Below are 26,878 nucleotides of genomic sequence, written 5' to 3'. Positions count from 1 at the left end.
CAGAACCTGCCAAGAATTTATCCCGGCAGGTTCCATAGAAATCACAATAATTTATTTGACTTGGTTCATACCAACTTCTAGTGCTTTGACGTTGATGTCGATAAATTTCTCTTTTACAGTTTCAGAGATAACCGCTTTCCAGTCGGTAATAGCGTCGAGCCCCATGGCTTTAATCAAGGCACCCACGACAATCACATTCATCGTCTTAATGTTGCCCAGCTCTCTTGCCAAGTCAGCCGCTTTGAAGATGGTCGTCTCCACTTTTGAAGAAATGTCTTCAATAACGCCTTTAGGGTACTCAGCTGCTCCGGCTAAAATCGGTGCAGACGGTATTTGATAATCGTTGATAACCACTTTACCTTCTGGTTTGACAAACTCAATCCATTTCGCCGTTTCCATGGTTTCAAAAGACACGAGGATGTCCGCCTGTCCCTTACCGATAATCGGCGAGTACACTTTTTCGCCAAAACGCACTTGCGTCGTAACGCTACCGCCTCTTTGTGCCATACCGTGTACTTCACTCATCTTAACGTCATAACCGGCTTTAATTAAACCCGTTGCCAAAATTTTTGATGCGAGGATAATCCCCTGTCCACCAACACCGCATAATAGAATATCTTTGTTTTGCGTCATGATTATTCACCTACCCTTTCAATTGCTGAGAACGGACAAGCTTGAAGACAAACTTCACAGCCTACGCACATCGTCGGATCGATTGAAGCCTTTTTGTTTTCAGTATCGAAGCTGATCGCTGGACAACCTGTTTTCGTACAGATGCGGCAGCCTCTACACTTGTCTTCAATAACATGACACATTTTCTTCGTAAGATTAAACTCTTTAATGTCTTCCGGAGAAAACTTCTTCAGAACACATGGGTAACGCGTGATGATTACCGATGGGCCATCGTAGGCAAAAGCATCGTCAATCGCTTGGTTCATCGCTTTGAGGTCAAGTGGGTTAACCGATACCACGTGGTCGATACCAATGGCTTTAACGAGTTCAGGAATGTCGATGATATTTGCGGCTTCACCATCTAATGTATAACCGGAACCAGGGTTTTCTTGATGTCCCGTCATCCCCGTAATTCTATTGTCGAGAATGACATTTACTGTATTCCCTTTGTTATAAGCCACATGCACCAAAGAGTTGATGCCTGTATGGAAGAAGGTCGAATCGCCGATAACCGAAACGACTTTCTTGTCGATGTTGTTGCGTTCAAAGGCTTTTTTAGCGCCGTGTCCCATGGAAATTGAAGCGCCCATACAGATAACTGAGTCTGTTGCATTAAGTGGTTCAGCAGAACCCAATGTGTAACAGCCGATATCGCCTGTGATAACGACATTTTTCTTTTTGCTGAGCGTGTAGAAGAACCCTCTGTGTGGACAACCGGCACAAAGTGTCGGCGGTCTGCCTACAATCTTCTCCGGGTTGGCTTCAACAGTTGATCTCTCTTCACCTAAAAGCGCCTTAGCGACGATGTCTGGGTTGAGTTCGCCGATTCTAGGGATTTTCTCTTTTCCAATACACGGAATTCCCGCTACTTTTAATTGGTCTTCGATAAAAGGCTCGAGTTCTTCAATAATATAAAGCGTCTCAACTTCTTTTGCAAAGGCTCTGATTTTATCCATTGGAAGCGGGTAACTGAAACCGAGTTTTAAATAAGACGCGTTGTCGCCGAAAACTTCTTTTGCGTAAGTGTAGGCAACACCAGAGGTAATGATGCCCACTTTTTTATCGCCCCATTCGATTCTATTTAAAGGGGTCTCATTTGAAAAAGCTTCTAATTTAAAAAACTTATCTTCCACAATTGGATGCAACACTTTTGCATGCGCCGGTGATGCGATAAACTTATCTGCGTTCTTTTGATAAGGTACCACAGGCACTTCTTGACGCTCGTCAAAAGTGACGAGCCCTTTTGAGTGACACACGCGCGTTGTCATTCTAAAGAGTACCGGTACATCAAATTGCTCAGATATTTCAAACGCCGCCTTGACAAAATCTTTCGATTCTTGCGAATCACTTGGTTCAACACAGGCAATTTTCGCAAATTTAGCGTAGTAGCGGTTGTCTTGCTCATTTTGTGAACTGTGACAGCCTGGATCGTCAGCAGAAACGAGTACCAGTCCGCCGGTTACACCAGTATAACCAATTGTCAATAAAGGGTCTGCCGCCACATTGACCCCAACGTGCTTCATCGCAGCGAGTGTACGAGCACCTGCAAGGGAAGCCCCTATGGCCGTTTCGAGAGCGACTTTTTCATTTGGCGCCCACTCAGCGGTTAAAACGTCTTTGTAATGCGTAACGTTTTCAAGGATTTCAGTACTAGGTGTACCCGGATAGGCACTTGCATACGTAACACCGGCTTCAAAGACGCCGCGCGCTACCGCTTCATTTCCTGTAATTAGATGTTTCATATAAACACTCCTTATCTCATTTATAAAAATTAGATTGAGAACTCTCGCTATTTTTGATACTCGGCAATAACACTGCCTAGGGCAATAGAATTGAGTTTTGCCGTATAGCTGTCTGCTCTAGAAACGAGCACTACCGGTACTTTTGCCCCCATAATGACCCCTGCGGATTCAGCACCCGCTAAATACGTCAAACTCTTACCGATGCCGTTGCCCACTTCAATAGTCGGTACCAAGAGGACGTCGGCATCACCGGCGACGCGACTTTCAAAACGCTTCACTTTTGCCGCTTCCTCAGAAACCGCCAAGTCGAGTGCCAATGGCCCTTCGATGACCACCCCTTCTCCAAAGTGTCCTGTTTCGCACAGTTCTTGGAGCTTTCTCGCATCAACGGTGGCAGGCATCTTCTCGTTGACTTTCTCTTTTGCCGCTAAAGCCGCCACTTTAACAACATCGCCGCCCATTGCTTTACACGCATCGACAGCGTTCTCCGCAATGCCTATTTTTTGCTCATATGTCGGTGCAATGTTCATGCCGCCATCTGTTAAGAAGAGCAACTTGTGGTAATGCGGAACTTCGTAAATCATCACATGGCTGAGCAGACGCTCTGTACGAAGACCTATTTCTTTATCGAGAACAGCTTTAAGTAAAATAGCTGTATCGATAAGGCCTTTCATTAAAAAGTCGCCACGGCCCTCTGACACGAGCTGAACTGCACATCTCGCCGATGCCGTCAAATCCGGCTCGTGAATCACAGTATAGTTTGAAATGTCGAGCGCTTGCTCGCGGGCAATCCGCTCGATTTCAGGTTGATCGCCCACGAGAATCGGTACAATCACCCCTTCTTCTGCAGCTTTACATACGGCGTATAACACGTCCTCGTCTTGTGCTGCTGCGACGACAAGGGTCATTTTTTGACCTTGTTTCGCTTGATTGAGTAAATCTTTTACACTTTTAATCATAGCATCACACCTTTTATTATTTTTTTGTATGCCTTCAACTTTTTTTATAACATCCACCTCATTGTACACTATTTTTAACTATCTCACAACAGTTTTCGCATCAAATCTTCACAGCGCTCAAGGTGTTTACCGCCGTATTGTTTCCCAAAACCAGCAGCGATTCGCCATCGATTTCATTGCCAAAAAAAGAGCTGTCTGCTCTCGCGACAACTCTCACATTTAATAAACAATACTTTAATTGAGACGGGTCATTTGTACATGTTGAATCCAGCTTTGTATAACGTCGTCTTCGGGTTTCAAGGCCTGTGCCCTGTTAAAATACGATAGAGCCGCCTCCACATCGTCTCTATTTAAAAAGACAATGCCTAAATTGCAGAGAATCTCCGCATTTTCAGGTGAAATTTTCAGCGCCTCTTTGTAGTAGCGCTCGGCGCTGTCTACATCGCCTATTGACAGAAAACACAACCCCAGTTCATTCATCGTCTGAACATCACCGGTATTGAGCAACAGCACTTTGAGAAAGTAGCCGATGGCATCTTCATAAAGTTCTTGAAACCTAAGACCTAGGCCAATGTAAAACAACAGCGCCCACCAATCGTCATGTTCGTCTTCAATAGACTTCAGCAGCGCCAAGCCCTCGTCAACTCGTTCTGAAAGAATGTGCTCAACCCCCTCTTCGTAGACGAGATGCACCTCCATCTTAGCAAGCGCTTCCACGAGTTCCTCTTTCACCTCTTGAGTCAACCCTTTTGTAAACGCTTGTTTCCAGACCGTTGAAGCTTCCCTGTACCGCTCTAAACTGTAATAACAATAGCCCAGCAAGTAGTACGCCATCCCGTGATCTCCATCGACTGCGATGGCTTTCTTTAGGTTGTGTTCAGCGGACAAGTAAAACGTCTTGTTTTCTTTGGCTTCGGCGAGGTCATAATAGGCACGTCCTCTATTGACCCACCCATCGATGCGCTCAGGACGCGTTAAAGTTGCCACTCTAAAATAGAGAATGGCCTGTACGAGGTCCCCCTCTTGTGCCAATCGTACGCCGTCTTGCAGAATCGATTGGTGAAAAGCTTCATCAAAAGCCTCTAAACAAGCTTGGTACGTTTCAAAGTGCTGTATGGATTCTCCCATGGCCCCCACTGCAAACACGAGGCCCTTTAACAAAGCAATTGGCGGAATGCGCTCGATGTCATCTTTTTTAATCGTGTCCGCCAAAGCCAAGGTATAGACCGGAATCGGCACGTCATTCGGCCAAGCATAATTCCCAATCCGCCACGATTTGCCGGGTTTCAGCTCGATGAAAAGGACTTCATCTTTGTATTTTTCAAGGAGTTTGTTCTCAAAGTCTCTATAAGTTGCCATTGTACCTCCTAATCCAGTACGCGTCTAATGTTTTTATCTATAATCTTGCGCTTAAAGAGATCAAAGTAATCGAAGTCGTCTGAACGAATGACTTTAATCTCGGTTTCTTCAGATATTTTAATATGAATGTCTTCTATATAGTCGTTGGAAAGTTTATGTCCATCACAGGCGACAATGACTTTTCGCTTTGAAGCCTTGACGATTTTAATATCTATCTTGGTATCGCTTGGCAAAATCATCGTCGAACTCATCGGCCGGTTGACGCTGTTGTCATTCGGCGTAATCGGGGTAATCTGATACACCGGTAAGTCCGAGTGCATCACGGCGCCACCTGCCCAAATAGCATAGCCCGTCGCCCCCATTGGCGTCGAGATGATGAACCCGTCCCCTGTAAAGTAGTTAAACGCCCTGCCGTTAAAATAGACTTTTGCTTCCATCAACTTAGGGTCTACGTGTTTAATGATGATTTCGTTAAACGCGTAATCCGTAAAGATGTCCCCGCTGAGGGTCTTGGTGCTTACCATCAAAAGCGGGTAACTCATCACCCGATAATCTTTACGATCCAACACATCGAAAATTTTGTCGAGGTTATTGGGCATAATGGTTGTCAAAAATCCCAAAGTGCCCGTGTCGATGCCCATAAAGGGAACCCCTAAATCCTTGTACCTTCTAACTGCGCTGAGCATTGTGCCGTCACCGCCGATGACAAAGATAATATCGGGGTTCTGCTTGACGACCTTTTTTCCCTTTGAAGTCAACGACTTTATAATCAGGCGCCGAACGCGCTGTGAATTCGAATTGCTGTTAGCGTGAATGAGCACTTTATCCATGGTTATCCTCCCATACTTCTCGTTCCAGTTGTGTCAATGGGGCGTCACTTGACGGATCTATTATTAAAACGGCGCTTTTCGCCTCTGCAACTGTGTAATGGCTTTCAATCAATTTTATTATATCATAACGCACCGAGATAAACTCGACAGCTTTGAGGATTTCTTTTGGTCTCGCCTCCCGATACTGCGGCAAATAGCGGTCCACGTGAACTGGATCGCTCAAAAACTTCAAGCGTTTGGCGTTGAACTTGGGATCGTCTTCGTAATAAAAGAGCGGTTTCATCCCCTTGAACTTTGAGCTGTAGTAATCCACTTTCAGCAAATCACTGCAAACATCAACCGGTAGATTTATCGCATGGCCAAAGTCGTACAGGCGTTCATACAGACCAAAAGCGGCTACCGGTGCGTCAAACCATCTGCGTGCGTTCCAAAACTTTGAGAGCTCGACGTAAAATTGACTTGGAGACCACTGGGTCTGCGCCATTATGTAGCACAGTGTATGGGTGAATTTTTCCGAGTTGTGATACGCTTCCAAAAGCGTTTCTATACGTTTCAGTGCACTCATTTCTTCAAAACTGATATAGCGATTACACAAGACTTCGTACGGACTCTGAACTCTAACTTTATACCCGTGCACCTCGCGTGTGGCATCGAGTGGCGTCCCTTTGAGAAGCTTGAGAAATCCCAGCTGAACATGATCGGCGCCAATGGCGAAAACATCGTCGAAAGACTGTAAAAATCGTTCAAAGCCTTCATAGGGCAAGCCTGCTATTAAATCCACATGGGTATGCGCATTTTTCTGTTCAATTAAGCGGCGCGTATTGGCTTTGAGTCGATCGAACTGCACTGGTCGGTTAATAGCCTCTAGCGCATCGCCACAAGTGGTTTGTACCCCAATTTCAAACTGAAACAACCCTTTTCGCGCTTTTTGTATAACGTCAAAATACGCGTCGTCGAGTCTATCGGCAGTAATCTCAAAGTGGAAATTCGTCACGCCGTTGTCGTTTTCTATTAAATATTCAAGTATTGGAATAGCGTGCGTTTTGCTCACGTTAAAGGTTCTGTCGACGAACTTCACCTGAGGCACACGTGCGTTTAGAAAGACGTCTAAATCCTTAAAAACTTTCTCATGACTGAAATAACGTACCCCTCGAAGGGCTGACGACAGACAGTAGCTGCAGCTGTACGGACACCCACGCGTCGTCTCATAATAGAGAATTCGGTGGTCGTAAGCGGAAAGGTCTTCATAGGGGAACGGGATGGCGTCGAGATTGACCATAGGCGGGCGCTTCGGCGCAGAGACAATGGCGTCTCCTTCTCGACAAACAATCCCCGGAACCTCTTTAAGTGTCTGCACCCCACCTGCCAATTGAACCAAACACTGTAAAAACGTCTCCTCGCCTTCTCCGACGATAACCCCATCTAAAAACGCGTGAGCTTCCAACTGTTCAACGGGATTGTATGTCACCTCAGGCCCGCCAAAAAAGATTTTAATATTGTGATTGATTTGCCTTAAATTTGAGAATAAATACTGTAAGGGTTCTATGTTCCAAATATATGTTGAGACAAATATATAATCGTAACCACCACCTTGAAGGTCAATGAGAATGTCGTCAATCGACATGTTAATGGTATACTCTTTTTTATCGAGTTCTATATGCGGGCTGTATAGGGCGCGGTTTTGTTCTGCGTACCGATACAAGTATTGTATGGCGAGATTCGAATGAATGTATTTAGAATTCATCGACATCAGTAAAATTTTCATAGGCACTCCATTCTGTAAGTTCATTAATCATTATAACATGGTACGAGGTGTTCGGCGAAAATACAAGTCCCTTTTTCATTTTTTTTATATCTTTTATGACGCCCAAAAATTATTATGTTATACTTATCTAAAGAAAATAGGAGGGATTCATATGGCAATAATGTCCTCGAGATTAATTCGACATGAGATCTGTAAAGAAGAATTTAAATCTATGGGTGCCAAAGTCATCGACATTCAAGGCATCATGTTTTTAGTCAAATTCAATTTGCGCGACAACAAAATCAGCTACGCCTATCATCTCAATGAAGACGGTAGTTTTTTCTTGGAACGCATTAAACCCTATACGTTGGCAATTGGTGATTTTAAGTGCGAAGAAGACATCGTAGACGTCATCAAAGTCGACATCGAACAATTCGGCAATGCGATGAACTCCAAGAACTATGGCCAGTTCATCGAAATTGACGAACACCTTTCTAAATTGGTACGCCTCTTTGAAGACCTGTACCTCTACTACAACATCGAAGAAGAAGATTTAAGAGCCTTAGACCAATCGGTCGACTGTGTCCTTGAGAACATCAAAGACATCATGGCCCATTCCAAACGCGTATACACGAAAAAAGATCCCGACGTGCTCAACAGTACGATTAAATTTTAAAGAAATGAGGTGAGGTACTATGAGAGTTCTACACTTTGAATACAGCGATTTTTTCAGACGCATTGTCCACGACATGTCTGTAAGACAAGGTGTCGACTACGTTGAAAGCAACGCTGGAGGCGATTTGTTCAAATTGCTTTCCAAATACGATATCGACGTCATCCTCACTGGGATGGAACTTGCCGATATGAGTGTAGAAACACTTCTCCAAGACCTCGAAGAGTCTAAATTCCAAAAAACGCCCGTCGTCATCCTGACGTCAAGTGATGTGGACGACATCTCCAAACGCCTTAAAAACTTAAAGTTTACGGATTTTATACTTAAGGAAGACCTCAGTCCAGCGCGTCTTAAAAACACCTTGTCCAGAATCAGCCATCTAATCGAGCAAATGACTTGATGCACCACGTCACATGCACACAGCGCGTCATCTTTCCATTAAAAAACAATCACCTCCAGCCGGCTCTTACCGCGTTGAAGGTGATTTTTTATTCAGCTTGGTTTATTGACGCGACCAAACGTCTGTTACATGCGTTCAGGCGCTTCTAAGCAAACCAGTTCCAGTGCCGTTTTTAACACAGTCTTAACAGCGTAAACCAGTGCCAATCGCGCTTCACGGGTTTCTGCATCGTCCACGAGAATCGAGTTGTCATGGTAGAAGCGGTTAAACGCTTGAGAGAGTTCAACCACATAACGCGCAACCGTATGCGGTTCGTAGTTCTTATGCGCCAGTACAACCGCCTCTTGGAACTTGGAAAGCAGGCGTATGACATCCACACTTGCCGAATCGTTGAGCACTTCAAAGTTATAGGTTTCTTTGAGTTCAAAGGCCGCTTTTCTAAGGACGCTACACGCCCGAGCATGCGTGTACTGAACATACGGGCCCGTTTCGCCTTCAAAAGAAAGGGTTTTGTCCAGTGAGAACGTGTAATCTTTGTTGCGCGATGTGTACAGTTCTTGGAACACGACTGCACCGACGCCCACCTGCTTGGCTACGATTTCTTTGTCGCTGAGATTTGGATTCTTTTCTTCGATGATCTTCTGAGTCTGCTCTATAGCTTTTTTCAAAACGTCTTCAATAAAGACGACTTTTCCCTTTCGCGTCGAAAGCGACCCGTCTTCCAATGCCACCATACCAAAGTCGACGTGTACACAGTCTTTTGCCCAATCGTATCCCATGAGTTCGATAATTTTAATCCACTGCATAAAGTGGAGCTTCTGGGCACTGCCTACAACATAGATGTTTTTGTGGAAATCGTAAGTTTCTTTTCGATACTTAGCGGCGGCGAGGTCACGTGTCATATAGAGGCTTGAACCGTCTTTCTTCGTAATGAGCGCCGGTGGCATGCCATAGGCTTCTAAATCGACGATTTCAGCGCCTTCAGACTTTTGAACGATGCCCTTTTCACGCAACTCACTGACAATTGCCGGCATTTTATCTGAGTAAAAACTTTCACCTGCATAAGAATCAAACGTCACGCCAAGCAAGTCGTAGACTTTGTCAAAAGCCTTAAGCGACATGTCTCTAAACAGCGTCCAAAGGCGCATCGCTTCTTCATCGCCATGTTCAAGTTTTGTAAACCAGCCGCGCGCTTCGTCTTCAAGCGCCGGATTGGTCTCCGCTTCTTCGTGAATTTTAACGTAAATTCGAAGGAGTTCCGGAATGGGATCCGCCTCTAAGGCAGCGTCGTCTCCCCAAAGTTTATACGCTACGATCAACTTGCCAAACTGTGTACCATAATCGCCGAGGTGATTGATGGCCACTGTATCGTACCCGAGGAACTTGTAAATACGGTGTAGTGACTCGCCAATCATCGTACTTCTAATATGGCCCATGTGAAACGGCTTTGCAATGTTCACAGAAGAATACTCGACAATCGTCTTTTTTCCCGCACCGAGATCCGATTGACCGTAGTGTTCACCTTTTTCGAGTACTTCGCCGATAACCGACTGCGCAAAGTGTGCCGGATTGATTTTAAAGTTTAAGAAGCCCGCAATAGGCACAACGCTTAAAAATGCCTCGTTTTCGCCAATGGCTTCCGCAAGGTCCCCTGCAATTTGTTGCGGCGCTTTTCTAAATGTCTTTGCCAGTTTAAAACAAGGAAATGCGAAATCCCCCATCTCCTTGTTTTTAGGGTACTCCACCAACTCGTAAATTTCATCGTAGGTCAAAGCGCCTACATGTGGTGCCACTGCACCTGCAATCAATGCTTTATAATCCATTTTAGCCTCCCTTTATTTACCGCCGCCACAAGCGGCCCCCATGTTCTGCGAATGCCTCTCTGTGACAACCGCCGCATAAAAAAAACGCCCCTTATTGTCAAACTCAATAAGAGACGAAATGTTCCGCGTTACCACTCTTTTTAGAAAGATACCTTTCTCACTCAAAGCCTTTAACGGGGACATCCGTCTTGTCAGCACAGCCGACAAAATTCTCCGGGGTTCTCTTCACCACTGCGTTGTATCGACCTTCCACCACCGTCGACTCGCTAAAACAGAGCACAATTGCTACTCTCCCCTTCATAGAATCATTATCAATTTGGTATATAGCTTACCATATCCCGCATTCAAAATCAAGCCCCTGAGAAACGTAAAGTTTTTATGAACATTGACGTTTCATGGCACATGTTAGAGGAAAAAAGGTATAATACACTATAGATTAGTATAAAGGAGTTTTGTATGTCAGTAGATTCACTTAAAGCGCGGCTTAAAGCATTTGGGCTGACGGAATGGCTCATTGCGGCCAATGTCATTATGTTTCTAGGGGTTCAGATAATTGATTTAACCGGCCAAAACGGTCTCTTCCTCTTGGGGTCGAAGGTGAATATTCTCATTGCCTTCGGTGAAATTTGGCGGTTGGTGACGTCGATGTTCCTCCACGCCGATATTATGCACCTCGTGTTCAACATGTTGATGCTCTATGTCATTGGACGAGATATCGAACGGTTTTACGGCAAGTCCAAGTTTATAGTCATTTATCTCATCGGCGGCTTAATCGGTTCGCTAGCGAGTTATGTCTTTACAAGCAATAACGCCGTCGGGGCATCGGGGGCTATCTTCGGACTTATGGGTGCCAATCTCTATTTACTCAAACTCAATCCCGCGGTATACAAACGCCTTTACGGCATGGATTTTGTACTCCTCATCGCCTTTAACCTCGTCATAGGCATTATCAGGCCAAACATCGATATGGCAGGACATGTGGGTGGACTTATTGGCGGCTACGTCCTCGCTGTTTCACTGGGGCTCTCCTATGAAAAGTGGTTTACTGCAAAAAAGTGGTTTTACCCGGTAATCGCTCTGCTCTTAATCGTGGGGCAAGCTGCTTACGGCACGTATTTGGTTAAAAGTGACGTTCAAAATCATATTAGCGCCGCCTATTATTACAACGAAAAAGGTGACCTTGAAAAGGCTGAGCGCATCCTTCTCAACGCACAGGAAAAATTCAACCCTTAACGCAAAAACGGAACTGCTGGCAGTTCCGTTTTTTTACACAATTCTATTTCAGCGTAATAACTGTGGCGCCATTGCCCCCTTCGTTATAGGCGGCAAACTCAAAAGCCTTCACATGAGGATGGCGCTTAAAATGCTCATGCAAGCCTTTTCTCAAAGCACCGGTGCCCTTTCCGTGGATAATTCTCACCTTTTCTAAACTAGATAGCGCCGCATCGTCCAAATACTTGTCGATGATAACCATTGCATCTTCGATGTTCTCACCGCGTACGTCGATTTCAGTTTGAATATAAGCTGAAGTCTGTCGCTTTTCTGCGTGCTTCTTGTAAACTTGCTGGTCGCGCTTTTGCTTGTTCACCAAGAGGAGTTTTTTTATAGAGACGGACATTTTCATAAGACCGACTTGAACGAGCACTTCGCCCTTGTCGTTTGGCGGCTCTGCCACTGTACCGTCTTGTCCCAAACTCAAAACGCGCACCACATCGCCCACATTTAAGTTCTCAGGTGGCAGTTCACTTTCCACGTCGTTGCTGATGACGCCGTCGGTAGTTTCCTCCAACTGTTCTTGGAGCCGTCGACGCATCGCTTCAATCTCTTTGTTTTTCTGTTTGAGCGAATTTCGGTCAATTGAACGCAGTTCTCTTAAGATATTTTCAGAGGTCTCTTTTGCTTCTCTTAAAATTTCACGCGCCTCTTCTTTAGATTTTTTCAACAAGCTGTCGCGTTTTTCCAGCCACTTGCTCTCTTTATCCGCCAACGCCTTTTTAAGACGCTCGGCTTCTAACTTGAGTCGAATGGCCTCATCGCGTTCAGCTTCGGCAATTTTACGGCTGTTTTCAATGCGCTCTACCACATCTTCAAAAGCGATATCATCGGTGTGAATATACGCTTTGGATTTTTCAATGAGGTGTGACGACAGGCCGAGCTTCCGCGAAATTTCAAACGCATTGGACTTTCCCGGAATGCCGATGAGCAAGCGATACGTCGGGCTAAGCGAGGCCACATCGAACTCCATACAAGCGTTTTCAACGCCATCTTCTGAGATGGCATATGTCTTGAGCTCCGCATAATGCGTTGTCGCCAGTGTTCGAATACCAAACTGTCTGAGTTCATCTAAAATCGCCATTGCCAGTGCCGCCCCCTCAGTAGGGTCAGTGCCGGCACCGAGTTCGTCAAACAGCACCAACGCATTATCAGATACGTCATTTAAAATGTTGACGATGTTGGTCATATGCGACGAGAAGGTACTCAAACTCTGTTCAATACTCTGTTCATCGCCAATGTCGGCAAACACTTGGTCAAAAACGGCCATTTTAGTGCCATAGCCCGCCGGTACGTGAAGTCCGGCCTGGGTCATTAAAGTCAAAAGCCCTACCGTTTTCAGCGTGACCGTCTTCCCGCCGGTATTCGGTCCGGTAATCAACAATGTGGTAAACTGCTCCCCGAGCCAAATATTTGTCGGAACGACGGTCTCCTTCGGCAACAGTGGGTGACGGCCATTTTTAATGCGGAGTTGCCTGTCTTTCGAAAGCTCCGGTCGCACGGCATTCATTTCCACAGCGAGTTTGCCCTTTGCAAAGACAAAGTCAATTTGAGTCAACACTTTAAGATTGACTTCAATTTCAGAGGTGTATGCCGCCACGCGCTCAGTAAGCATCCTTAAAATGCGCTCAATTTCTTGCCGTTCGCTGATTTTCAGTTCTCGAAGCGCGTTGTTGAGCTCCACAACTGCAATTGGCTCGATGTAAAACGTACTGCCCTTGGCCGATTGGTCGTGCACCAGACCCTTAACGTGGTTTTTATGTTCGCTCTTTACCGGAAGGACAAACCGATCCTGACGAATGGTGACGAGCGTGTCTTGAAGGTATTTTTGATAGTCGGGATTGGTAATCATCGATTCGAGTTTTTGTCGAACCGCTAAATTTTTCTTTTCTATTTGTTGTCGAATTTTACGCAATTCAGGAGAGGCGTCGTCGGCGATTTCTGTTTCAGAAACAATGCAGCGCTCGATTTCACTCTCCAATGTTTTCAGTTGCGTCAACTGCCCCCCTAGGGCGTACAGTGCTGGATAGGCGGCTTCATAATGCTCACCTGCTTGTAAAAAGCGTTTGAGAATGCGCGCCGTACGCAGGGCATCTCCAATCTCTATCAATTGCTTCGGATTGAGAACCCCGCCGATTTTAGCCAGTTTCACCGCGTCTTCCAAATCGTAGATCGGCCCTATTGGCGGTCGCCCCTGCTTGATAATCAACGTCGTCGCTTCGTCGGTTTCCGCCTGCATGGCGTCGATGGCCTCGACATCGGTAGACGGCATCAGCGCTTTACACAGTGCTTTGCCAACTGTAGACGTCGCCTTATCTTCAAGCATTTGTATAATCTTTGGGTATTCTAAAACTCTGAGTGTTTTTTCATTCATTGTATGACACCACCTTTATTCTACGCCGCTTATTAGCCGGCTTCTCGTGTGTATAGTTTTGTCAAAGGGTTCGACGGCTGCTGTAAATTGTCGCCAAGTTTCAGCCTCTGCCAACTGGCGAACTCTATCGGTCGACGCCGCTTCAGAGGTTAACATAAAATCGAACTTAAAGAGGGTACACCCCTTTGCGTAGAGGCTCTCCATTAAATCTAAGGCGTATACCGGTTTGTCCGTACAGACTTTAACTCGGCATCGACTTGAATCGCAGACGAGGGGATACTGTGTCCCCTTCTCGTCGATTAAAGCAAATGAAGCCGTTTCACAAAGACCGCACCGATGGGCGTTCTTTATGACTTTTCCTATAGGGCAGTATTCAGACTGCATAAGGGGCAGATGGCCATAGACCCACTGCCCGGCAGTTCCGCGAGAAGTGCTTATCGCCCACTCCGGTGCGGCGATGACGCCTTCTGCGCCCTCCGCTTTTAAAAAAGCCAGGGCCGTTTTGTTATAACACTGTACGGCTTCAGAGGCGTACCACTTGACGTCGGGGTATTGTCTTAACCACTGTAACTGACCAATATGTGCAACCACGACATCAAAAGTTGTCTTTTGCATCATGTCATCAAGGCGTTTAAAGTCGTCGGCTTCTAAGATTTTAGGCAGCCCTAGTACAACGGATTCCGACGCACAGCTTTCTAAGTGCGCCTCGTAGTCAGAGAGACTTTCCAGCACCCAAATTGGCCGGAACAAGCTGTTTTCAAAAGAACGGCGGTGCGCATTTAAACGTTTGTAACGCTCAAAAGTCAACAGTACCACTGGCGACTGCTGCGTGCTAGAGCCCTCTACAAGATCACAAACACTTACAGGTGCTGTTCGGTGACCATGCCAGAGAGCCCGCTTTTTCAACAGTGCGTCACAGGCCTGACGGCGCAGTGTGTTTAACTCGGACACCGGCAACATCAAGCCGTCTGCGATGTCCACGTCTAAACGCTCTAATACAAAAGGCGTCCCCCCGAGCTTAGACAATTGTTTTTCAACCTTTTCACGACTGAGCGACACGCGCTGGGCGGTTTCCCCTTTAACCGTTCCAGTTGCAGTAACTTCCCACGCGCCGTCGGTCACTGTCAAGGTAGCAACGGCATCTCGTGCGGCATGAAAGACCATCTGAACGGCAAAGCGCTGCACCTCGCGTTGGCTGTCGTTTGTCGCCTGTTTAATATGCGATTTGTCATAGGTTTTATAAAAACGCGCCCCTTTGGGAACAACGTGCTTAAACGGAACTTCAACCACTTGCCCCACAGGTGCTTCATCCACCCGTCGACCATTGCTGTAAATTTCATCGCACCGCGTGCCCACGGTTTTCTCTCTCAATCGGTACTGAATCTCGTCGCCTTTCGAAAGCGGTGCCTCGAGTTTGAGTGTGAGCCGCCCTTTCCCACAGGCGACAGCGCACCCCACTTCGTACCCATAGGCACTGGGATGACTGAGTGTCATCAATTGGCTGTAAGCCTTCTCTCCGAAATACCCCTCTGAATAATTACGGTTAAAAACTTTTACCAAATCGTCTTCTCTAAGGACGCCTGTGTCCACCGCCTCACGATACGCTTTAACCACCGTGTACACATAATCAGGTCCCTTCATTCGACCTTCTATTTTAAGGGAAATCGGCGCCAGTGATTTAAGCGCTTCAATCCGACTAAGACCCTTTATATCTCTTGGACTCATTAAGTAAACACCTTCCGGTGTTGTGTAAACGGTGCCGTCTTCTGTGCCCACCAGCTGGTATTTTTTGCGGCAAGGCTGCGCACAGGCCCCTCGATTGCCGCTGCGTCCACCGATGTGGCTGCTCAACAGACAGTTTCCCGAATAAGCGATACAAAGAGCGCCGTGCACAAAGACTTCCAGTGGCAGTGCACTTTCTCGGCGTATGCCCTCAATCGCTGCAAAAGACAGTTCTCTAGCCAGTACCACACGTGACGCGCCCATTTCCGAAGCCCACTGAACATCGTAGCTGTTGTGTAGCGTCATCTGCGTGCTGAGGTGAACTTCAAAGTCGGGATAATGCGTTCTTAAAAAGTGAAAGACGCCGATATCCTGTACGATTACGGCGTCGACATCCGCTGTGTACAGCGTCTGAATATACGCTGTCAACGCCTGCCACTCCGCATCTTTAATCAAGGTGTTCACAGTGACGTAAACCGCCACGTTGCGTTCGTGACAATAGGCGGTGACTTCACGCATCGCCGAGTTTTTAAAGTTGGTCGCGGATCGGCGCGCACCAAACAGTTCGCCACCGAGGTACACGGCGTCTGCACCTGCGTTAACCGCAGCTTTTAACGCCTCAAAATCGCCTGCCGGCGCCAACACTTCTATTGCTTTCATAAATGCCTCTTATCGTAAAAAAAGCCTTGAACATATCAAGGCGTTGGTTCTGCTATGCATTACAACCGCATTTACAGTTTTTCTTCTTTTTGTTTTAAATCGTGGTCCAACTGTTCAATGCGTTGTCTAAGCTGTTTAACATCGGTTTCATACAAGCTGGCTTTGTCGATAAGGCCCGATATGTCGCTGACCATCTTTTCGTAAGCTTGATGGCGCCTCTCAAATTCATTCGCCAGAGCATTGAGTTCGTCGCGGGTGTTTTTAAGCTCGTAAGTCGGCGAATTGAGCCGCTTTTCCAACTCTTCTTTTTCCTCTTTGACTTTGTGGAGTTCATCGGCGATTTTAAGCGCCGCCAAAACGCCGATCATAGAAGTGCCGAGTTTTTGATTGCTCTCATAAGTCTCCGTCATTATATCGTCGACAAATCTGGCGACACGCTTCATGTACTCCTTGGAGTCATCGCTCACCATTGTATAGTCTTTATCTAAAATTCTCACAGTGACTTTGTTTTTTTGATTCATAGTGCCCACTCCTCGAATACTCAATTCCCTTCGCACTTGTCGCGGAGGTGCTTTAATTATACTAAAAAATCAAACAATTGCATACTGTTTTGACGAACTTTCTACGCTTTAAGTTCAATCCCCTCGTCAGTCAACACAATTTTTTCCTCTTTCAGCAACCGCCCAACAGCGCGTTTAAAGGCTCTTTTGCTCAGATTCAATCGTTTTTTAATAATGTCGGGGTCAGAATGATCGTTTAAGTACAGCACGCCGTCAGAGGTCTCTAGAGCATCGAGTACCGCCGCGACGTCGGCATCAATTTGTACCGCCGCTTTATCGCGCACGCTGATGTTTACTTTGCCATCCTCTTTTACACGTGTCACACGCCCTGAAAAATGCGCGCCTTCTTTGATTTCATTGTACATTTCATGCATGGGAATTAAACCGTGGTATCGGTTGTCTACAGCTACAAAAGCACCAAAAGGCGGCTTCACTTCAATGACAGTCCCTTCGACTTGGTCTCCGACCTTAAAGTGTGTGCCGTCTTCCAAGTGGTTGTAAATTTTCATAGACGCGTACAGCTTGTCGGTATCGTCTACCAACAACTTCACCAAAACTTTACGGCCTTTTTTAACATCGACTTTCGTCTCAGAGAAAGGCAGAAACAGGTCTTTGTCCAGCCCCATATCCAGAAAAAAGCCTCCTTTTATCTCGCCGATAACTTTTAAAGGCGCAATGCCGCCCAGCTCTATAAGCGACACTTTCGTCGTTGCAACCAGGCGCTCTTCTGAATCTCTGTGAACAAACACTTCCACCAAATCGTCGACATCTAACTCGGGCTTAACGTACTTGTTCGGCAACAACACCTCGTTGTCGCCATTTTGTGTGTCGCTTAAATAAACGCCGTATTCCGAAAATCGGTTGACGTATAGTTTTTGAGTAACGCCTGTTTTAATCATGTTTTCTCCTTCTCCATTTGGTTCAGTCCGTTTTTAAGGAAAAGACACCTTGTGCCAAGATACCTTTTCTTTAAAAACCAACTGATTCTTATAAAAAATATTTATGTGCAATAATTATTGGCTTTTGCTACCGACGACACCTGCACGGCTTACTTGATATTGGTATAAAAAAAACCTCGAACAAGTCGAGGTTCAAATACGAATTAGCCGATAGCTGTTACATTTTCAGCTTGAGGACCTTTAGGACCTTCAGCAATTGTAAATGTCACTTGCTCGCCTTCTTCTAAAGACTTGAAGCCTTCTTTGTTGATTTGTGAGAAGTGAACAAACACATCGTTGCCATCTTCTCCAGTGATGAAGCCAAAACCTTTTTCTGAATTAAACCATTTAACTGTTCCGTTGATCATTTTGTTCCTCCAAAAATAGAATAGTTGCTTAAAGAATAGCGACACTTTGAAGAAATATTCACAAAACGTGCAAAACCGAATATAAGATGCATTCAGAGTTTACAGACATTATCTCATATTTTCTTAAAGTGCAACCTAACGTACGCCTTAATCATACACTTTTTGCCATTATTTTTCAACCCTTCGCCATCATTTTATTCAATATTTTTAAAGGCAATTGACCAAGTGGAGCCCATGTGGTTGTTTTGGAGCAATCGCTTATAAAAAAGCAATTGCTCCGATTCAGCCTCTACCCTTGGTACATTTTTTCTATCTGTTCTTGAATCTCATCCGACTCTAAGAAGTCGTCGAAGTCAATTTCTTTATCGAATACCCCATTCGGCGTGATTTCAATGACGCGATTGGAAATCGTTTCAATAAATTTGTGGTCGTGTGACGTAAAGAGCATTGAGCCTGAAAAAGCTGTCAAACCGTTGTTTACCGCCTGAATAGATTCGAGGTCGAGGTGGTTGGTCGGCTCGTCGAGCAACAAAACATTGGCTTTTGAAAGCATTAATTTTGAGAACATGCATCTGACTTTTTCACCACCGGACAAGACATCACAACGCTTAAGCGGCTCATCTCCAGAGAAGAGCATCTTTCCGAGGAAGCCGCGGATAAACGATTCCATCTTCTCTTCTGAATACTGTCTCAACCAATCGATGAGGTTGTACTCGAGGCCTTCAAAATACGCCGTGTTGTCTTTCGGCAAATAGGCTTGAGAAGTGGTAACGCCCCACTTAAACGTCCCGGCATCTGCCTCTTCTTCACCCATGAGGATTTTGAAGAGCATGGTTTTCGCCGCGTCATTTCGACTTAAAACCACCACTTTATCGCCTTTATTAAGGGTAAACGATACGTTGTCGAGTACTTTGACGCCGTCTACCGTCTTCGTCAGTCCCTCTACAGAAAGGATGTCCTTACCCGCTTCTCTTTCCGGCGTAAAGCCCACAAACGGGTAACGGCGCGAAGAGGGCTCAATATCTTCAATTTTAATTTTCTCAAGCATCTTCTTACGCGATGTCGCCTGCTTAGCCTTAGATGCGTTGGAACTGAATCGGGCGATAAAGTCTTGAAGCTCTTTAATTTTATCTTCTTTCTTTTTGTTCTGCTCTTTCATCAATCGAGACATCAGTTGGCTCGACTCATACCAGAAGTCGTAGTTACCGACAAACATCTTAATTTTACCGTAGTCGATGTCCACCATGTGCGTACAGACTTTATTGAGGAAGTGTCTGTCATGGGATACGACGATAACGGTGTTTTCATAAGTGATGAGGAACTCCTCGAGCCACGCAATCGCTCTAAAGTCGAGGTGGTTTGTCGGCTCATCCAGCAAGAGGATGTCCGGTGCTCCAAAAAGCGCTTGTGCGAGGAGAATTTTAACTTTATCTGACGCCGGTACATCTGACATCTGCTTGTGAAACAGGGCTTGAGGAACGCGGAGACCGTTTAACAATTTCTCGGCGTTGGTCTCTGCTTCCCAACCGTCTAAATCCGCAAACTCACCTTCGAGTTCCGCAGCGCGCATACCGTCCTCTTCTGTGAAATCCTCTTTGGCGTAAATGGTGTCTTTTTCTTTCATAATATCGTAGAGGCGCTTATGTCCCATAATTACCGTGTCCATAACGGTGAAGTCGTCAAACTGGAAGTGGTCCTGCTTTAACACGGCTAAACGCTCGTTTGGTGACATGGAAACATCGCCTTCTGTCGGCTCTATATCACCGGAGAGAATTTTTAAAAATGTCGATTTTCCGGCACCATTGGCACCGATGACGCCATAACAATTACCTTTAGTAAATTTTAAATTAACCTCATCGAATAGCTTACGATCGCTGAATCTTAAGCCGAGGTTCGTTACTTGTATCACTTTCATACCGCCTTTCATGACTTTGTCCGATCTCGAGTGCAATCAATTATACATTATATCAGTTTTCAAAAGGTCTGCAACCTTTTTTTAATCCGATACAACCTTTTTCCCCTTCCATTGACCGCTTCTAAAACGGCGCCACATCAACGCGCCTCTTAGGAGTTCATCTGCCCCCATGGCCACCCAGACGCCGATCAGTCCCCAACCGAGTCCAATGCCTAAGAGATAAGCCAGTAACGTGCTCACCAGCCACATGGAGACGATACCGATTTTCACTGGGTAGAGCACATCGCCGGCGGCTTTTACAGCAAATATCAAGACGAGGTTCAAAACACGTCCTATCTCTACAAACACGTCGATGTAGAGCAAAGTGGCACCAAGTGCAATAATTTTGGGGTTGTCTGTAAACAATTTCAGCAATCGCGGTCCCATTAAAGCGATGAGCAAAGAGAAAAATACCGTAATCGCCATAGACTGTTTGAGGGATTTTTTTGTCAGCGCTTCTGCGCTCTCCTCTTTTCCGGCGCCGACGAGATAGCCGACCACAATTTGATTGCCTTGGGCAATCGCCATACATCCGAGGTATGAAAACCAGACGATAATTTGAACGTATATTTTGGTGGTAATCACCGTCTTGCCCATGGTGTTGATAAAGACAAAAATCACCATTTGTGAAAGTTGCCAAGACATCGGTTCTCCGGCTGATGGCAGCCCTATGTGGAGAAACTTTTTGAAAACTGTTTTAGGGAACGGAACGAGGTGTTTGAGGTTAAACGATACGCCATAATAGCGCGTTAGCACCGCAAGCAATAAGACCAAGGCAACGCCCCTGCTGACAACAGTGGCAATAGCGACACCCTGAACGCCCAAAATCGGTAACCCAAAGGGGCCGAACAACGCTGCGTAGTTACCTGCGACATTGATGAGGTTCATCCCAATGGCCAAAATCATCGTCAGCTTTGTCTGACCGTTGCTTTTTAAAATCACAGACGCCACGACAAACAACGCCGGTACAAACAAAAATCGCATGGTGACATTGAGATAGGCCAATGTATCACCATAGAGTTCCACAGGAACCCTAGCTGCTGAAAGCAGCCCCATACGCGCATTTAATACCAAAAGACTGATGACGCCCGCCAGTATTAAGTTCGTAGCAAAAGCCAGTAAATAGACCTGTTTCAGCGCCTTCCTATTGTGAGCGCCTAAATACTGCGCCACCATAATCCCCGTAGCTGACGAGGTGATTGAGAAAAAAATCAACAGTGTATTGAGAATTTGGTTGGCGTTGCCCACCGCAGCTACGGCGTTGTCTGAATACCGGCTGAGCATCAGGGTATCGACGTTCCCCATGACCATAAACAGAAGCGTCTCGATAAAAATCGGCCACGCCAGTTTCAAGGGGTTGGTCTTATCATTTAATGTCGTCATACACACACTTCTTTCTCGCGGCACTTTGCCGCACGATACCGGTACACACCGATGACTTCTATAAAGCACCGTCTGTCTCACTGACTAAAATGGTGCTGTGGCTCATCTAAATCTTTAGACGCGCTACAGCACCATTTTTAAACACAAACTGCTAAAAGTTATCTCAGTGTTGCACCTAGTTTTTCTTCCAGTGCTTTTAAAGCCTTATCGAACAGCGGGTTCACTTCGTCATCTGTCAACGTTCTGTCCGCTGCTCTAAACTTCAGCGCATACGCAAGGGATTTGCAGCCTTCTGGAATCTGAGGGCCTCTATACAAATCGAACCATTCAATGGCTTCAAAGATGTCGCCGCATTCGCCTGCCACAATTTTCTCGATTTCATGAGACGTAATAGCTTCCTTAACGACAACTGCCATATCGCGCTCAATGGCCGGGTACTTTGGAATTGACTTGAACCTCGGACTCTCATTGGTAATTTGCATCAGAATATTGAAGTCGATATCCGCCACATAGGTGCGCGTACCCAAGTTGTAGTTTTCCATAACCAACGGGTGTACTTCGCCAAGGGTTCCGAGGACGTGACCGTTCCAAATGAGGTTGGCACATCGTCCCGTATGGTAAGTTGCGTGTTTCGTTTCTTTTTCGAAATGATACCCTTCAATGCCGAGGGCTAACAACAAGTTTTCCACAAGCCCTTTTAAAGTGTAAAAGCTTTCCGCCTCTCCGTAAGTGCCGATGACGAGAACTTTCTTCTCAATCGGTTCACTTTGGACAGGCATTTCTTTCGGAATAAAAATGTTCCCGATTTCAAAGAGGCGCGCCCCTTTGATTTTTCTGTTGTAATTTCTCGAGAGTACTTCGAGCAAACTCGGCACCAAAGTCGTACGCATGGTGCTGAACTCCTCACCAAGCGGATTGATTAAGCGTACTTGCTGTCTTAAAAGACTTTCACCGGACACATTGATTTTATCCAGTTCTTTTTCAGAGACAAATGAGTACGTGAGAATTTCATCTGCACCACTGGCAGTCAAGGCGTTCACCGCTTTAATCTCTATACGCTGTCCATTGGTGTAAGCCCCCCAAACGTTCATTTTAGGCAACGTCATATCGATGTTGTCGTAACCGTACACACGTGCCACCTCTTCCACGAGGTCGATTGGTTTTTCAAGATCGAGTCGGTAAGACGGCACGATGGCGACGTCCCCTTCTACTGCAATTTCCAAACGCGCCAAGCACTTGACAATTTCGTCACGAGACAAGTCCATACCGATGGTTCGGTTGATAAAGGCGGGGTCAAAAGTGATTTTCTGAACGTCGCGCGTCAGCGGGTAGCAGTCGCATACGCCCTCTACCGGTTTGGCACCTGCGATTTCCGTCAGCAGCGTACACAGCCTTTGCATTGCAATTTCAACAGTTGCCACATCGACGCCCTTTTCAAAACGCGACGACGCCTCTGTGCGCAGACCGAGGTCTTTTGATGTCTTTCGAACAGTGCTTTTGTTGAAGTTCGCCACTTCGAGCAAAATAGAAGTCGTCGTTTCAGACACCTCAGTATCCGCGCCGCCCATAACGCCTGCAATGGCCACAGGGGCATCGTCACTTGTAACGACGAGCATATCGTTTTCAAGGGTGCGTTCTTTACCGTCTAATGTTGTAAACACCTCTCCGGACTTGGCGAAACGCACGCCGATTTGCGTGCTTTTAAGTTTATCGTAATCAAAAGCGTGTACCGGTTGACCGAACTCGAGCATCACGTAGTTGGTGATGTCTACAATGTTGTTCACCGGACGCATCCCCGCTTGCATCAAGCGCACTTGGAGCCACATCGGTGATGGCGCGACCACAATGCCGTCGACGCGCTTTGCCATATAGCGCGGACATGCGGCACCGTCTTCAATTTGAACGCGAACGGCGTCGGTCTCACCCTTTGTAGCCGCTTCGTCCAGTGCGGGCAATGTCATCTTGCGGTCAAACGTCGCAGCGGTTTCTCTCGCCAAACCGACAACACTTAAGCAGTCCGGACGATTGGGAGTGATTTCAAACTCAATAACAGGTTCCGACAGTTTCAAAAGTGCCGCAACATCTTCTCCAAGTGGCAGCGCCTTTTCAAAAATCAACAAACCGTCTTCGTATTTTTTGGGAACCAGATTTTTTTCAACGCCGAGTTCTTCCAGTGAACAGAACATGCCGTTTGAAACTTCTCCCCTGAGTTTCCCTTTTTTAATTTTGCTGCCATCAGCTAAAATTGCACCGTGAAGCGCTACCGGGACGTAGTCGCCTTCTCGCATGTTGGTTGCCGCTGTAACAATTTGAATCACATCGTCTCCGATATCGGTTTGACAAATTTTGAGTTTGTCTGCGTCGGGATGTTGCGTAATGGACTTAATATGCCCCACCACAATCTTCTTCACCTTGTCGGCTAACGCGTAGCTGCCTTCGCTGTTGGAACCGGTCATAATCAAACGTTCCACCAAGGTATCATGTGCAATTTCTTCTATGTTGACATAGTCTTTCAACCATTGTACAGGTAATTTCATCGCTGCCTCCTACTCTAAAATTGCTTTAACAAGCGCACGTCGTTTTCAAACAACACGCGAATGTCGTCGATTTCGTATTTGAGCATCGTAATTCGATCGAGCCCCATGCCAAACGCAAAGCCCGAATAAACTTCAGGGTCGATGCCACAGGCACTTAATACATTAGGGTGTACCATGCCGCAACCTAAGATTTCAATCCAGCCGCTGCCACTGCAGAAGCGACAACCTTCGCCACCACATTTGAAACAAGACACATCGACTTCGCCACTTGGCTCCGTAAATGGGAAATAATGCGGTCTGAATTTTGTCTTCGTTTGACTGCCGAAAAGACGCTTTGCCACGAGGTCGAGGGTTCCTTTAAGATCAGCCATGGTAATGTCTTTATCGACGACTAGACCTTCAATTTGATGAAACATCGGCGAGTGTGTTGCGTCAATTTCATCGTTTCTAAAACAGCGACCTGGGGCGATAATTTTAATTGGCGGCTTTTCAGCCATCATTGTACGCGCCTGTATTGGAGACGTCTGTGTTCTCAAAATTAAATCTTCTGTAATGTAGAACGTGTCCGATAGACTTCTGGACGGGTGGTCCTTCGGTGCATTGAGAAGATCGAAATTGTTGGCAACCGTTTCGACTTCAGGGCCTTGTGCAATTTTAAAGCCCATTCCCAGAAAAATGGTTTTAATCTCGTCTAACACGACGTTTAGTGGGTGTCTGTGCCCTGTGCCCTGTCCGGTAGCCGGCAACGTAACGTCGATGGCCTCTGCTTCTAAGCGCTTGTTGAGTTCCTGTGCTTTCAGTGTTTCCTGACAGCTGTGCAACTTGGATTCGATTTTTTCACGAACGTCATTGGCGACTTTCCCCATAACCGGGCGCTCTTCTTTTGACAAATCCTTCATATTCTTTAAGATGGCCGTTACCTCGCCCTTTTTGCCCAAGTATTTGACGCGAATATCGTCCAGTCCTTTTAAGCTCTCTGCTTGCGCAATCTCCCCTAAAGCAGACTGGAGCATGGATTCTAAGGCTGCTTTCATACTGTTTCCTCCTCATTTCTATAATGTTTCTCGCACGAATAATGGAATAGCCGCCGAGAATTTAACAACTTTTTTTACACCGGTGGTACACCTATGCACACTTAACACTTGCGCCGGGACTTTGTTTGTCGTCCAACTAAAAAAACTCCCCTCCCTTGAAATCAAGGGACGAAAGTTTATCCGCGGTACCACCCAAATTAACCGTTCATAAGAACTGTTCACTCAACAGCTGTAACGTTGCCAACGACGCCTCCTACTCGCTTCAAAGACGTATCTCCAGAGTGAACTTCAGTAACCAAACCGTAGGAAATCACACCGACCTTTCCCTCTCTAAAACCGTTTGAAAACTTACTCTCTCCTTCACAGACTGTGTATCAATTTGGAACTATAATACCACATTTTAAGCATCTGCACAATCATTTATCTTAGACGCTTTCATTTTATACATCATAATCCCCGCGGCAACTGCGGCATTTAACGATTCCGCTTCACCGAAGATCGGTATTTTCGCCACCACGTCCGCGCGATTGATGAGCGCCTCGGAGACGCCAGATGCCTCGTTCCCGATTACCAGACAATTAAGAGCCCCGAAGACTTCTGGGGCATCGTAAGACACCGCTTCTCTCAGCGCCGTAACCACCAGACGATACCCTTTTGCCTTTAATGCATCCACGGCGCCACAAGCGTCCTCCACATAGTGACAGCGCACATTTAAGATTGACCCTGCGGCACTTCTAAGCACCTTATCGTTGTAGCAGTCCACAGAGCCCTTTGCAAGTACCAAGTCGACAATGCCTGCGGCATCTGCTGTGCGAATCATCGTACCGAGATTGCCCGGATCACTCACTCGGTCTAAAAACAAGACGTCGCCCTCAACGCCTTCTATGCCGGTGTCTTCAGTCATGGCAAACAGGCCAATGACCCCTTGTGAGTGCTCTGTTCCCGACAGCGTCTTGAACATATCGCGTCCGAGGACGTAGACATTTAGCGCTTCGGTATCCAGTTCAGACACCGCCGCTTCGTCATCGGCAAAGACACCGTGGCAAATATGGCCTTTTTCAAGAGCTGTGACAATGTACCGTAGACCTTCCAATAAAAACTTGCGCTCTTTCTCTCGGTATTTTTTTTGAAGCAACAGCTTGGCACTTTTAAAGGTTTTGTTCTGAGGTGACGTTATATGCTGTATCACGCGTCCACCCTATTCCTTTTCTATCTTCTCGAGATCCTTGTTGTGTCCGATAACGACGAGAATATCGTCTTTTAAAAGGACGTAGTCGCCGGACACGTTGATGTTCAAAGAATCCTCTCGCTTAATAGCGATAACGGATATGGAGTACCGCCTTCTCATATTGATCTCTACTAAGGTTTTCCCCACCCAGTCCGAGTTCATTTTAATTTCTAAGATGCTGTAGTCGTTGGCGAGGTCGATTAAATCCAGCACATTGCTGGTGACGAGACTCTTCGCAATTTTAATCCCCATTTCCTTTTCGGGAAAGACGACGCGGTTGGCACCGATTTTATAAAGCACCTTGGCGTGCTGAGGATTTTGTGCTTTGGCGACAATCTGCTTAATCCCGAGTTCTTTTACCATCAGCGTAATCAGTATAGACGACTGGATGTTGGAGCCAATGGTCACAATGGCGACATCAAAGTTGCGTACCCCCAATGCTTTAATAGCGTTTTCATCTGTTGCATCTGCTTGTACCGCATAAGTTACTTTATCGGCAATCTGTTGGATGACTTCTTCACGGGAATCGACAACCATGACTTCCTTACCCATTTCAGAAAGCTTGACTGCGACGCTTTGTCCAAAGCGCCCTGCACCTATAACCACAAATTGTTTATCCATCTTTTTCTCCTTAAATTTGATCAAA

At 46.1% G+C, this 26,878-nt stretch carries 21 protein-coding genes and 2 other annotated features; of the genes, 3 read left to right on the top strand and 18 right to left on the bottom strand.

What is annotated here, in order from left to right; translation table 11 throughout:
* Positions 1-51 precede the first annotated feature (51 nt).
* From ACR6HW_RS15905 to ACR6HW_RS15880, 6 genes are all read right to left on the bottom strand, one after another.
* Positions 52-633, bottom strand: coding sequence for an indolepyruvate oxidoreductase subunit beta (locus tag ACR6HW_RS15905; RefSeq protein WP_455728688.1), 582 nt, complete (start codon positions 631-633; stop codon positions 52-54).
* Between the two features lie 2 nt (positions 634-635).
* Positions 636-2,414, bottom strand: a complete 1,779-nt coding sequence (iorA, locus tag ACR6HW_RS15900; protein ID WP_455728687.1) for an indolepyruvate ferredoxin oxidoreductase subunit alpha — start codon at positions 2,412-2,414, stop codon at positions 636-638.
* Positions 2,415-2,461: 47 nt separating this feature from the next.
* Positions 2,462-3,373 (bottom strand): bifunctional enoyl-CoA hydratase/phosphate acetyltransferase, encoded by a 912-nt coding sequence (locus tag ACR6HW_RS15895; protein ID WP_455728686.1) that lies wholly within the window; start codon positions 3,371-3,373, stop codon positions 2,462-2,464.
* 234 nt (positions 3,374-3,607) lie between these two features.
* On the bottom strand, positions 3,608-4,732 hold the full coding sequence (locus tag ACR6HW_RS15890) for a tetratricopeptide repeat protein (protein WP_455728685.1): 1,125 nt from the start codon (positions 4,730-4,732) through the stop codon (positions 3,608-3,610).
* 8 nt (positions 4,733-4,740) lie between these two features.
* Positions 4,741-5,562, bottom strand: a complete 822-nt coding sequence (locus ACR6HW_RS15885; protein ID WP_455728684.1) for an NAD(+)/NADH kinase — start codon at positions 5,560-5,562, stop codon at positions 4,741-4,743.
* Positions 5,555-7,327, bottom strand: a complete 1,773-nt coding sequence (locus tag ACR6HW_RS15880; protein WP_455728683.1) for a B12-binding domain-containing radical SAM protein — start codon at positions 7,325-7,327, stop codon at positions 5,555-5,557. The genes ACR6HW_RS15885 and ACR6HW_RS15880 overlap by 8 nt, the downstream gene beginning before the upstream one ends.
* 151 nt (positions 7,328-7,478) lie before the next feature.
* Here ACR6HW_RS15880 and ACR6HW_RS15875 point away from each other — a divergent pair, with 151 nt between their 5' ends.
* Positions 7,479-7,982 (top strand): hypothetical protein, encoded by a 504-nt coding sequence (locus ACR6HW_RS15875; protein WP_455728682.1) that lies wholly within the window; start codon positions 7,479-7,481, stop codon positions 7,980-7,982.
* A 19-nt stretch (positions 7,983-8,001) separates the two neighbouring features.
* Positions 8,002-8,379, top strand: coding sequence for a response regulator (locus ACR6HW_RS15870; protein ID WP_455728681.1), 378 nt, complete (start codon positions 8,002-8,004; stop codon positions 8,377-8,379).
* A 125-nt stretch (positions 8,380-8,504) separates the two neighbouring features.
* Here ACR6HW_RS15870 and argS read toward each other — a convergent pair whose 3' ends face one another.
* Positions 8,505-10,202: an arginine--tRNA ligase gene (gene argS, locus ACR6HW_RS15865; RefSeq protein WP_455728680.1), complete on the bottom strand. Its 1,698-nt coding sequence runs from the start codon at positions 10,200-10,202 to the stop codon at positions 8,505-8,507.
* A gap of 106 nt (positions 10,203-10,308) precedes the next feature.
* Positions 10,309-10,512, bottom strand: a binding site (T-box leader).
* A 146-nt stretch (positions 10,513-10,658) separates the two neighbouring features.
* Between argS and ACR6HW_RS15860 the strand changes: the two genes are divergently transcribed.
* Positions 10,659-11,435 (top strand): rhomboid family intramembrane serine protease, encoded by a 777-nt coding sequence (locus tag ACR6HW_RS15860; RefSeq protein ID WP_455728679.1) that lies wholly within the window; start codon positions 10,659-10,661, stop codon positions 11,433-11,435.
* 43 nt (positions 11,436-11,478) lie between these two features.
* Here ACR6HW_RS15860 and ACR6HW_RS15855 read toward each other — a convergent pair whose 3' ends face one another.
* The 11 genes from ACR6HW_RS15855 to ACR6HW_RS15805 all read right to left on the bottom strand — a co-directional run bounded on the left by ACR6HW_RS15855 (position 11,479) and on the right by ACR6HW_RS15805 (position 26,874).
* Positions 11,479-13,848, bottom strand: coding sequence for an endonuclease MutS2 (locus tag ACR6HW_RS15855; RefSeq protein ID WP_455728678.1), 2,370 nt, complete (start codon positions 13,846-13,848; stop codon positions 11,479-11,481).
* 15 nt (positions 13,849-13,863) lie between these two features.
* On the bottom strand, positions 13,864-16,230 hold the full coding sequence (locus ACR6HW_RS15850) for a peptidase U32 family protein (RefSeq protein WP_455728677.1): 2,367 nt from the start codon (positions 16,228-16,230) through the stop codon (positions 13,864-13,866).
* A gap of 71 nt (positions 16,231-16,301) precedes the next feature.
* Positions 16,302-16,751, bottom strand: a complete 450-nt coding sequence (locus ACR6HW_RS15845) for a cell division protein ZapA (protein ID WP_455728676.1) — start codon at positions 16,749-16,751, stop codon at positions 16,302-16,304.
* A 101-nt stretch (positions 16,752-16,852) separates the two neighbouring features.
* Positions 16,853-17,689 (bottom strand): CvfB family protein, encoded by an 837-nt coding sequence (locus ACR6HW_RS15840; protein ID WP_455728675.1) that lies wholly within the window; start codon positions 17,687-17,689, stop codon positions 16,853-16,855.
* A 203-nt stretch (positions 17,690-17,892) separates the two neighbouring features.
* Positions 17,893-18,093, bottom strand: coding sequence for a cold-shock protein (locus ACR6HW_RS15835; RefSeq protein WP_455730902.1), 201 nt, complete (start codon positions 18,091-18,093; stop codon positions 17,893-17,895).
* A gap of 292 nt (positions 18,094-18,385) precedes the next feature.
* Positions 18,386-20,005 (bottom strand): ABC-F family ATP-binding cassette domain-containing protein, encoded by a 1,620-nt coding sequence (locus tag ACR6HW_RS15830; RefSeq protein WP_455730901.1) that lies wholly within the window; start codon positions 20,003-20,005, stop codon positions 18,386-18,388.
* A gap of 87 nt (positions 20,006-20,092) precedes the next feature.
* On the bottom strand, positions 20,093-21,433 hold the full coding sequence (locus ACR6HW_RS15825) for an MATE family efflux transporter (RefSeq protein ID WP_455728674.1): 1,341 nt from the start codon (positions 21,431-21,433) through the stop codon (positions 20,093-20,095).
* 158 nt (positions 21,434-21,591) lie between these two features.
* Positions 21,592-23,970 (bottom strand): phenylalanine--tRNA ligase subunit beta, encoded by a 2,379-nt coding sequence (pheT, locus tag ACR6HW_RS15820; protein ID WP_455728673.1) that lies wholly within the window; start codon positions 23,968-23,970, stop codon positions 21,592-21,594.
* Between the two features lie 14 nt (positions 23,971-23,984).
* Entirely contained in the window at positions 23,985-25,004 is a 1,020-nt protein-coding gene (gene pheS, locus ACR6HW_RS15815) for a phenylalanine--tRNA ligase subunit alpha (RefSeq protein ID WP_455728672.1), read from the bottom strand.
* Between the two features lie 161 nt (positions 25,005-25,165).
* Positions 25,166-25,377 (bottom strand) — a binding site (T-box leader).
* 27 nt (positions 25,378-25,404) lie between these two features.
* Entirely contained in the window at positions 25,405-26,193 is a 789-nt protein-coding gene (locus ACR6HW_RS15810) for a TrmH family RNA methyltransferase (protein ID WP_455728671.1), read from the bottom strand.
* 9 nt (positions 26,194-26,202) lie between these two features.
* Positions 26,203-26,874, bottom strand: coding sequence for a potassium channel family protein (locus ACR6HW_RS15805; RefSeq protein ID WP_455730900.1), 672 nt, complete (start codon positions 26,872-26,874; stop codon positions 26,203-26,205).
* Between the last annotated feature and the right edge of the window lie 4 nt (positions 26,875-26,878).

It is taken from the genome of Fusibacter sp. JL298sf-3 (assembly GCF_053842995.1).
The sequence above is the reverse complement of the archived record's forward strand: the minus strand, read 5'-3'. Positions and strand labels throughout refer to the sequence as shown.

What these genes read in the sequence shown, in the direction of transcription:
- ACR6HW_RS15860 (WP_455728679.1), top strand. Translation starts at nt 10,659, where the DNA reads ATGTCAGTAGATTCACTTAAAGCGCGGCTTAAAGCATTTGGGCTGACG.
- ACR6HW_RS15875 (WP_455728682.1), top strand. Translation starts at nt 7,479, where the DNA reads ATGGCAATAATGTCCTCGAGATTAATTCGACATGAGATCTGTAAAGAA.
- iorA (WP_455728687.1), bottom strand. Translation starts at nt 2,414, where the DNA reads ATGAAACATCTAATTACAGGAAATGAAGCGGTAGCGCGCGGCGTCTTT.
- ACR6HW_RS15825 (WP_455728674.1), bottom strand. Translation starts at nt 21,433, where the DNA reads ATGACGACATTAAATGATAAGACCAACCCCTTGAAACTGGCGTGGCCG.
- ACR6HW_RS15890 (WP_455728685.1), bottom strand. Translation starts at nt 4,732, where the DNA reads ATGGCAACTTATAGAGACTTTGAGAACAAACTCCTTGAAAAATACAAA.
- ACR6HW_RS15845 (WP_455728676.1), bottom strand. Translation starts at nt 16,751, where the DNA reads ATGAATCAAAAAAACAAAGTCACTGTGAGAATTTTAGATAAAGACTAT.
- ACR6HW_RS15880 (WP_455728683.1), bottom strand. Translation starts at nt 7,327, where the DNA reads ATGAAAATTTTACTGATGTCGATGAATTCTAAATACATTCATTCGAAT.
- ACR6HW_RS15850 (WP_455728677.1), bottom strand. Translation starts at nt 16,230, where the DNA reads ATGAAAGCAATAGAAGTGTTGGCGCCGGCAGGCGATTTTGAGGCGTTA.
- ACR6HW_RS15870 (WP_455728681.1), top strand. Translation starts at nt 8,002, where the DNA reads ATGAGAGTTCTACACTTTGAATACAGCGATTTTTTCAGACGCATTGTC.
- pheT (WP_455728673.1), bottom strand. Translation starts at nt 23,970, where the DNA reads ATGAAATTACCTGTACAATGGTTGAAAGACTATGTCAACATAGAAGAA.
- argS (WP_455728680.1), bottom strand. Translation starts at nt 10,202, where the DNA reads ATGGATTATAAAGCATTGATTGCAGGTGCAGTGGCACCACATGTAGGC.
- ACR6HW_RS15905 (WP_455728688.1), bottom strand. Translation starts at nt 633, where the DNA reads ATGACGCAAAACAAAGATATTCTATTATGCGGTGTTGGTGGACAGGGG.
- ACR6HW_RS15885 (WP_455728684.1), bottom strand. Translation starts at nt 5,562, where the DNA reads ATGGATAAAGTGCTCATTCACGCTAACAGCAATTCGAATTCACAGCGC.
- pheS (WP_455728672.1), bottom strand. Translation starts at nt 25,004, where the DNA reads ATGAAAGCAGCCTTAGAATCCATGCTCCAGTCTGCTTTAGGGGAGATT.
- ACR6HW_RS15895 (WP_455728686.1), bottom strand. Translation starts at nt 3,373, where the DNA reads ATGATTAAAAGTGTAAAAGATTTACTCAATCAAGCGAAACAAGGTCAA.
- ACR6HW_RS15855 (WP_455728678.1), bottom strand. Translation starts at nt 13,848, where the DNA reads ATGAATGAAAAAACACTCAGAGTTTTAGAATACCCAAAGATTATACAA.
- ACR6HW_RS15840 (WP_455728675.1), bottom strand. Translation starts at nt 17,689, where the DNA reads ATGATTAAAACAGGCGTTACTCAAAAACTATACGTCAACCGATTTTCG.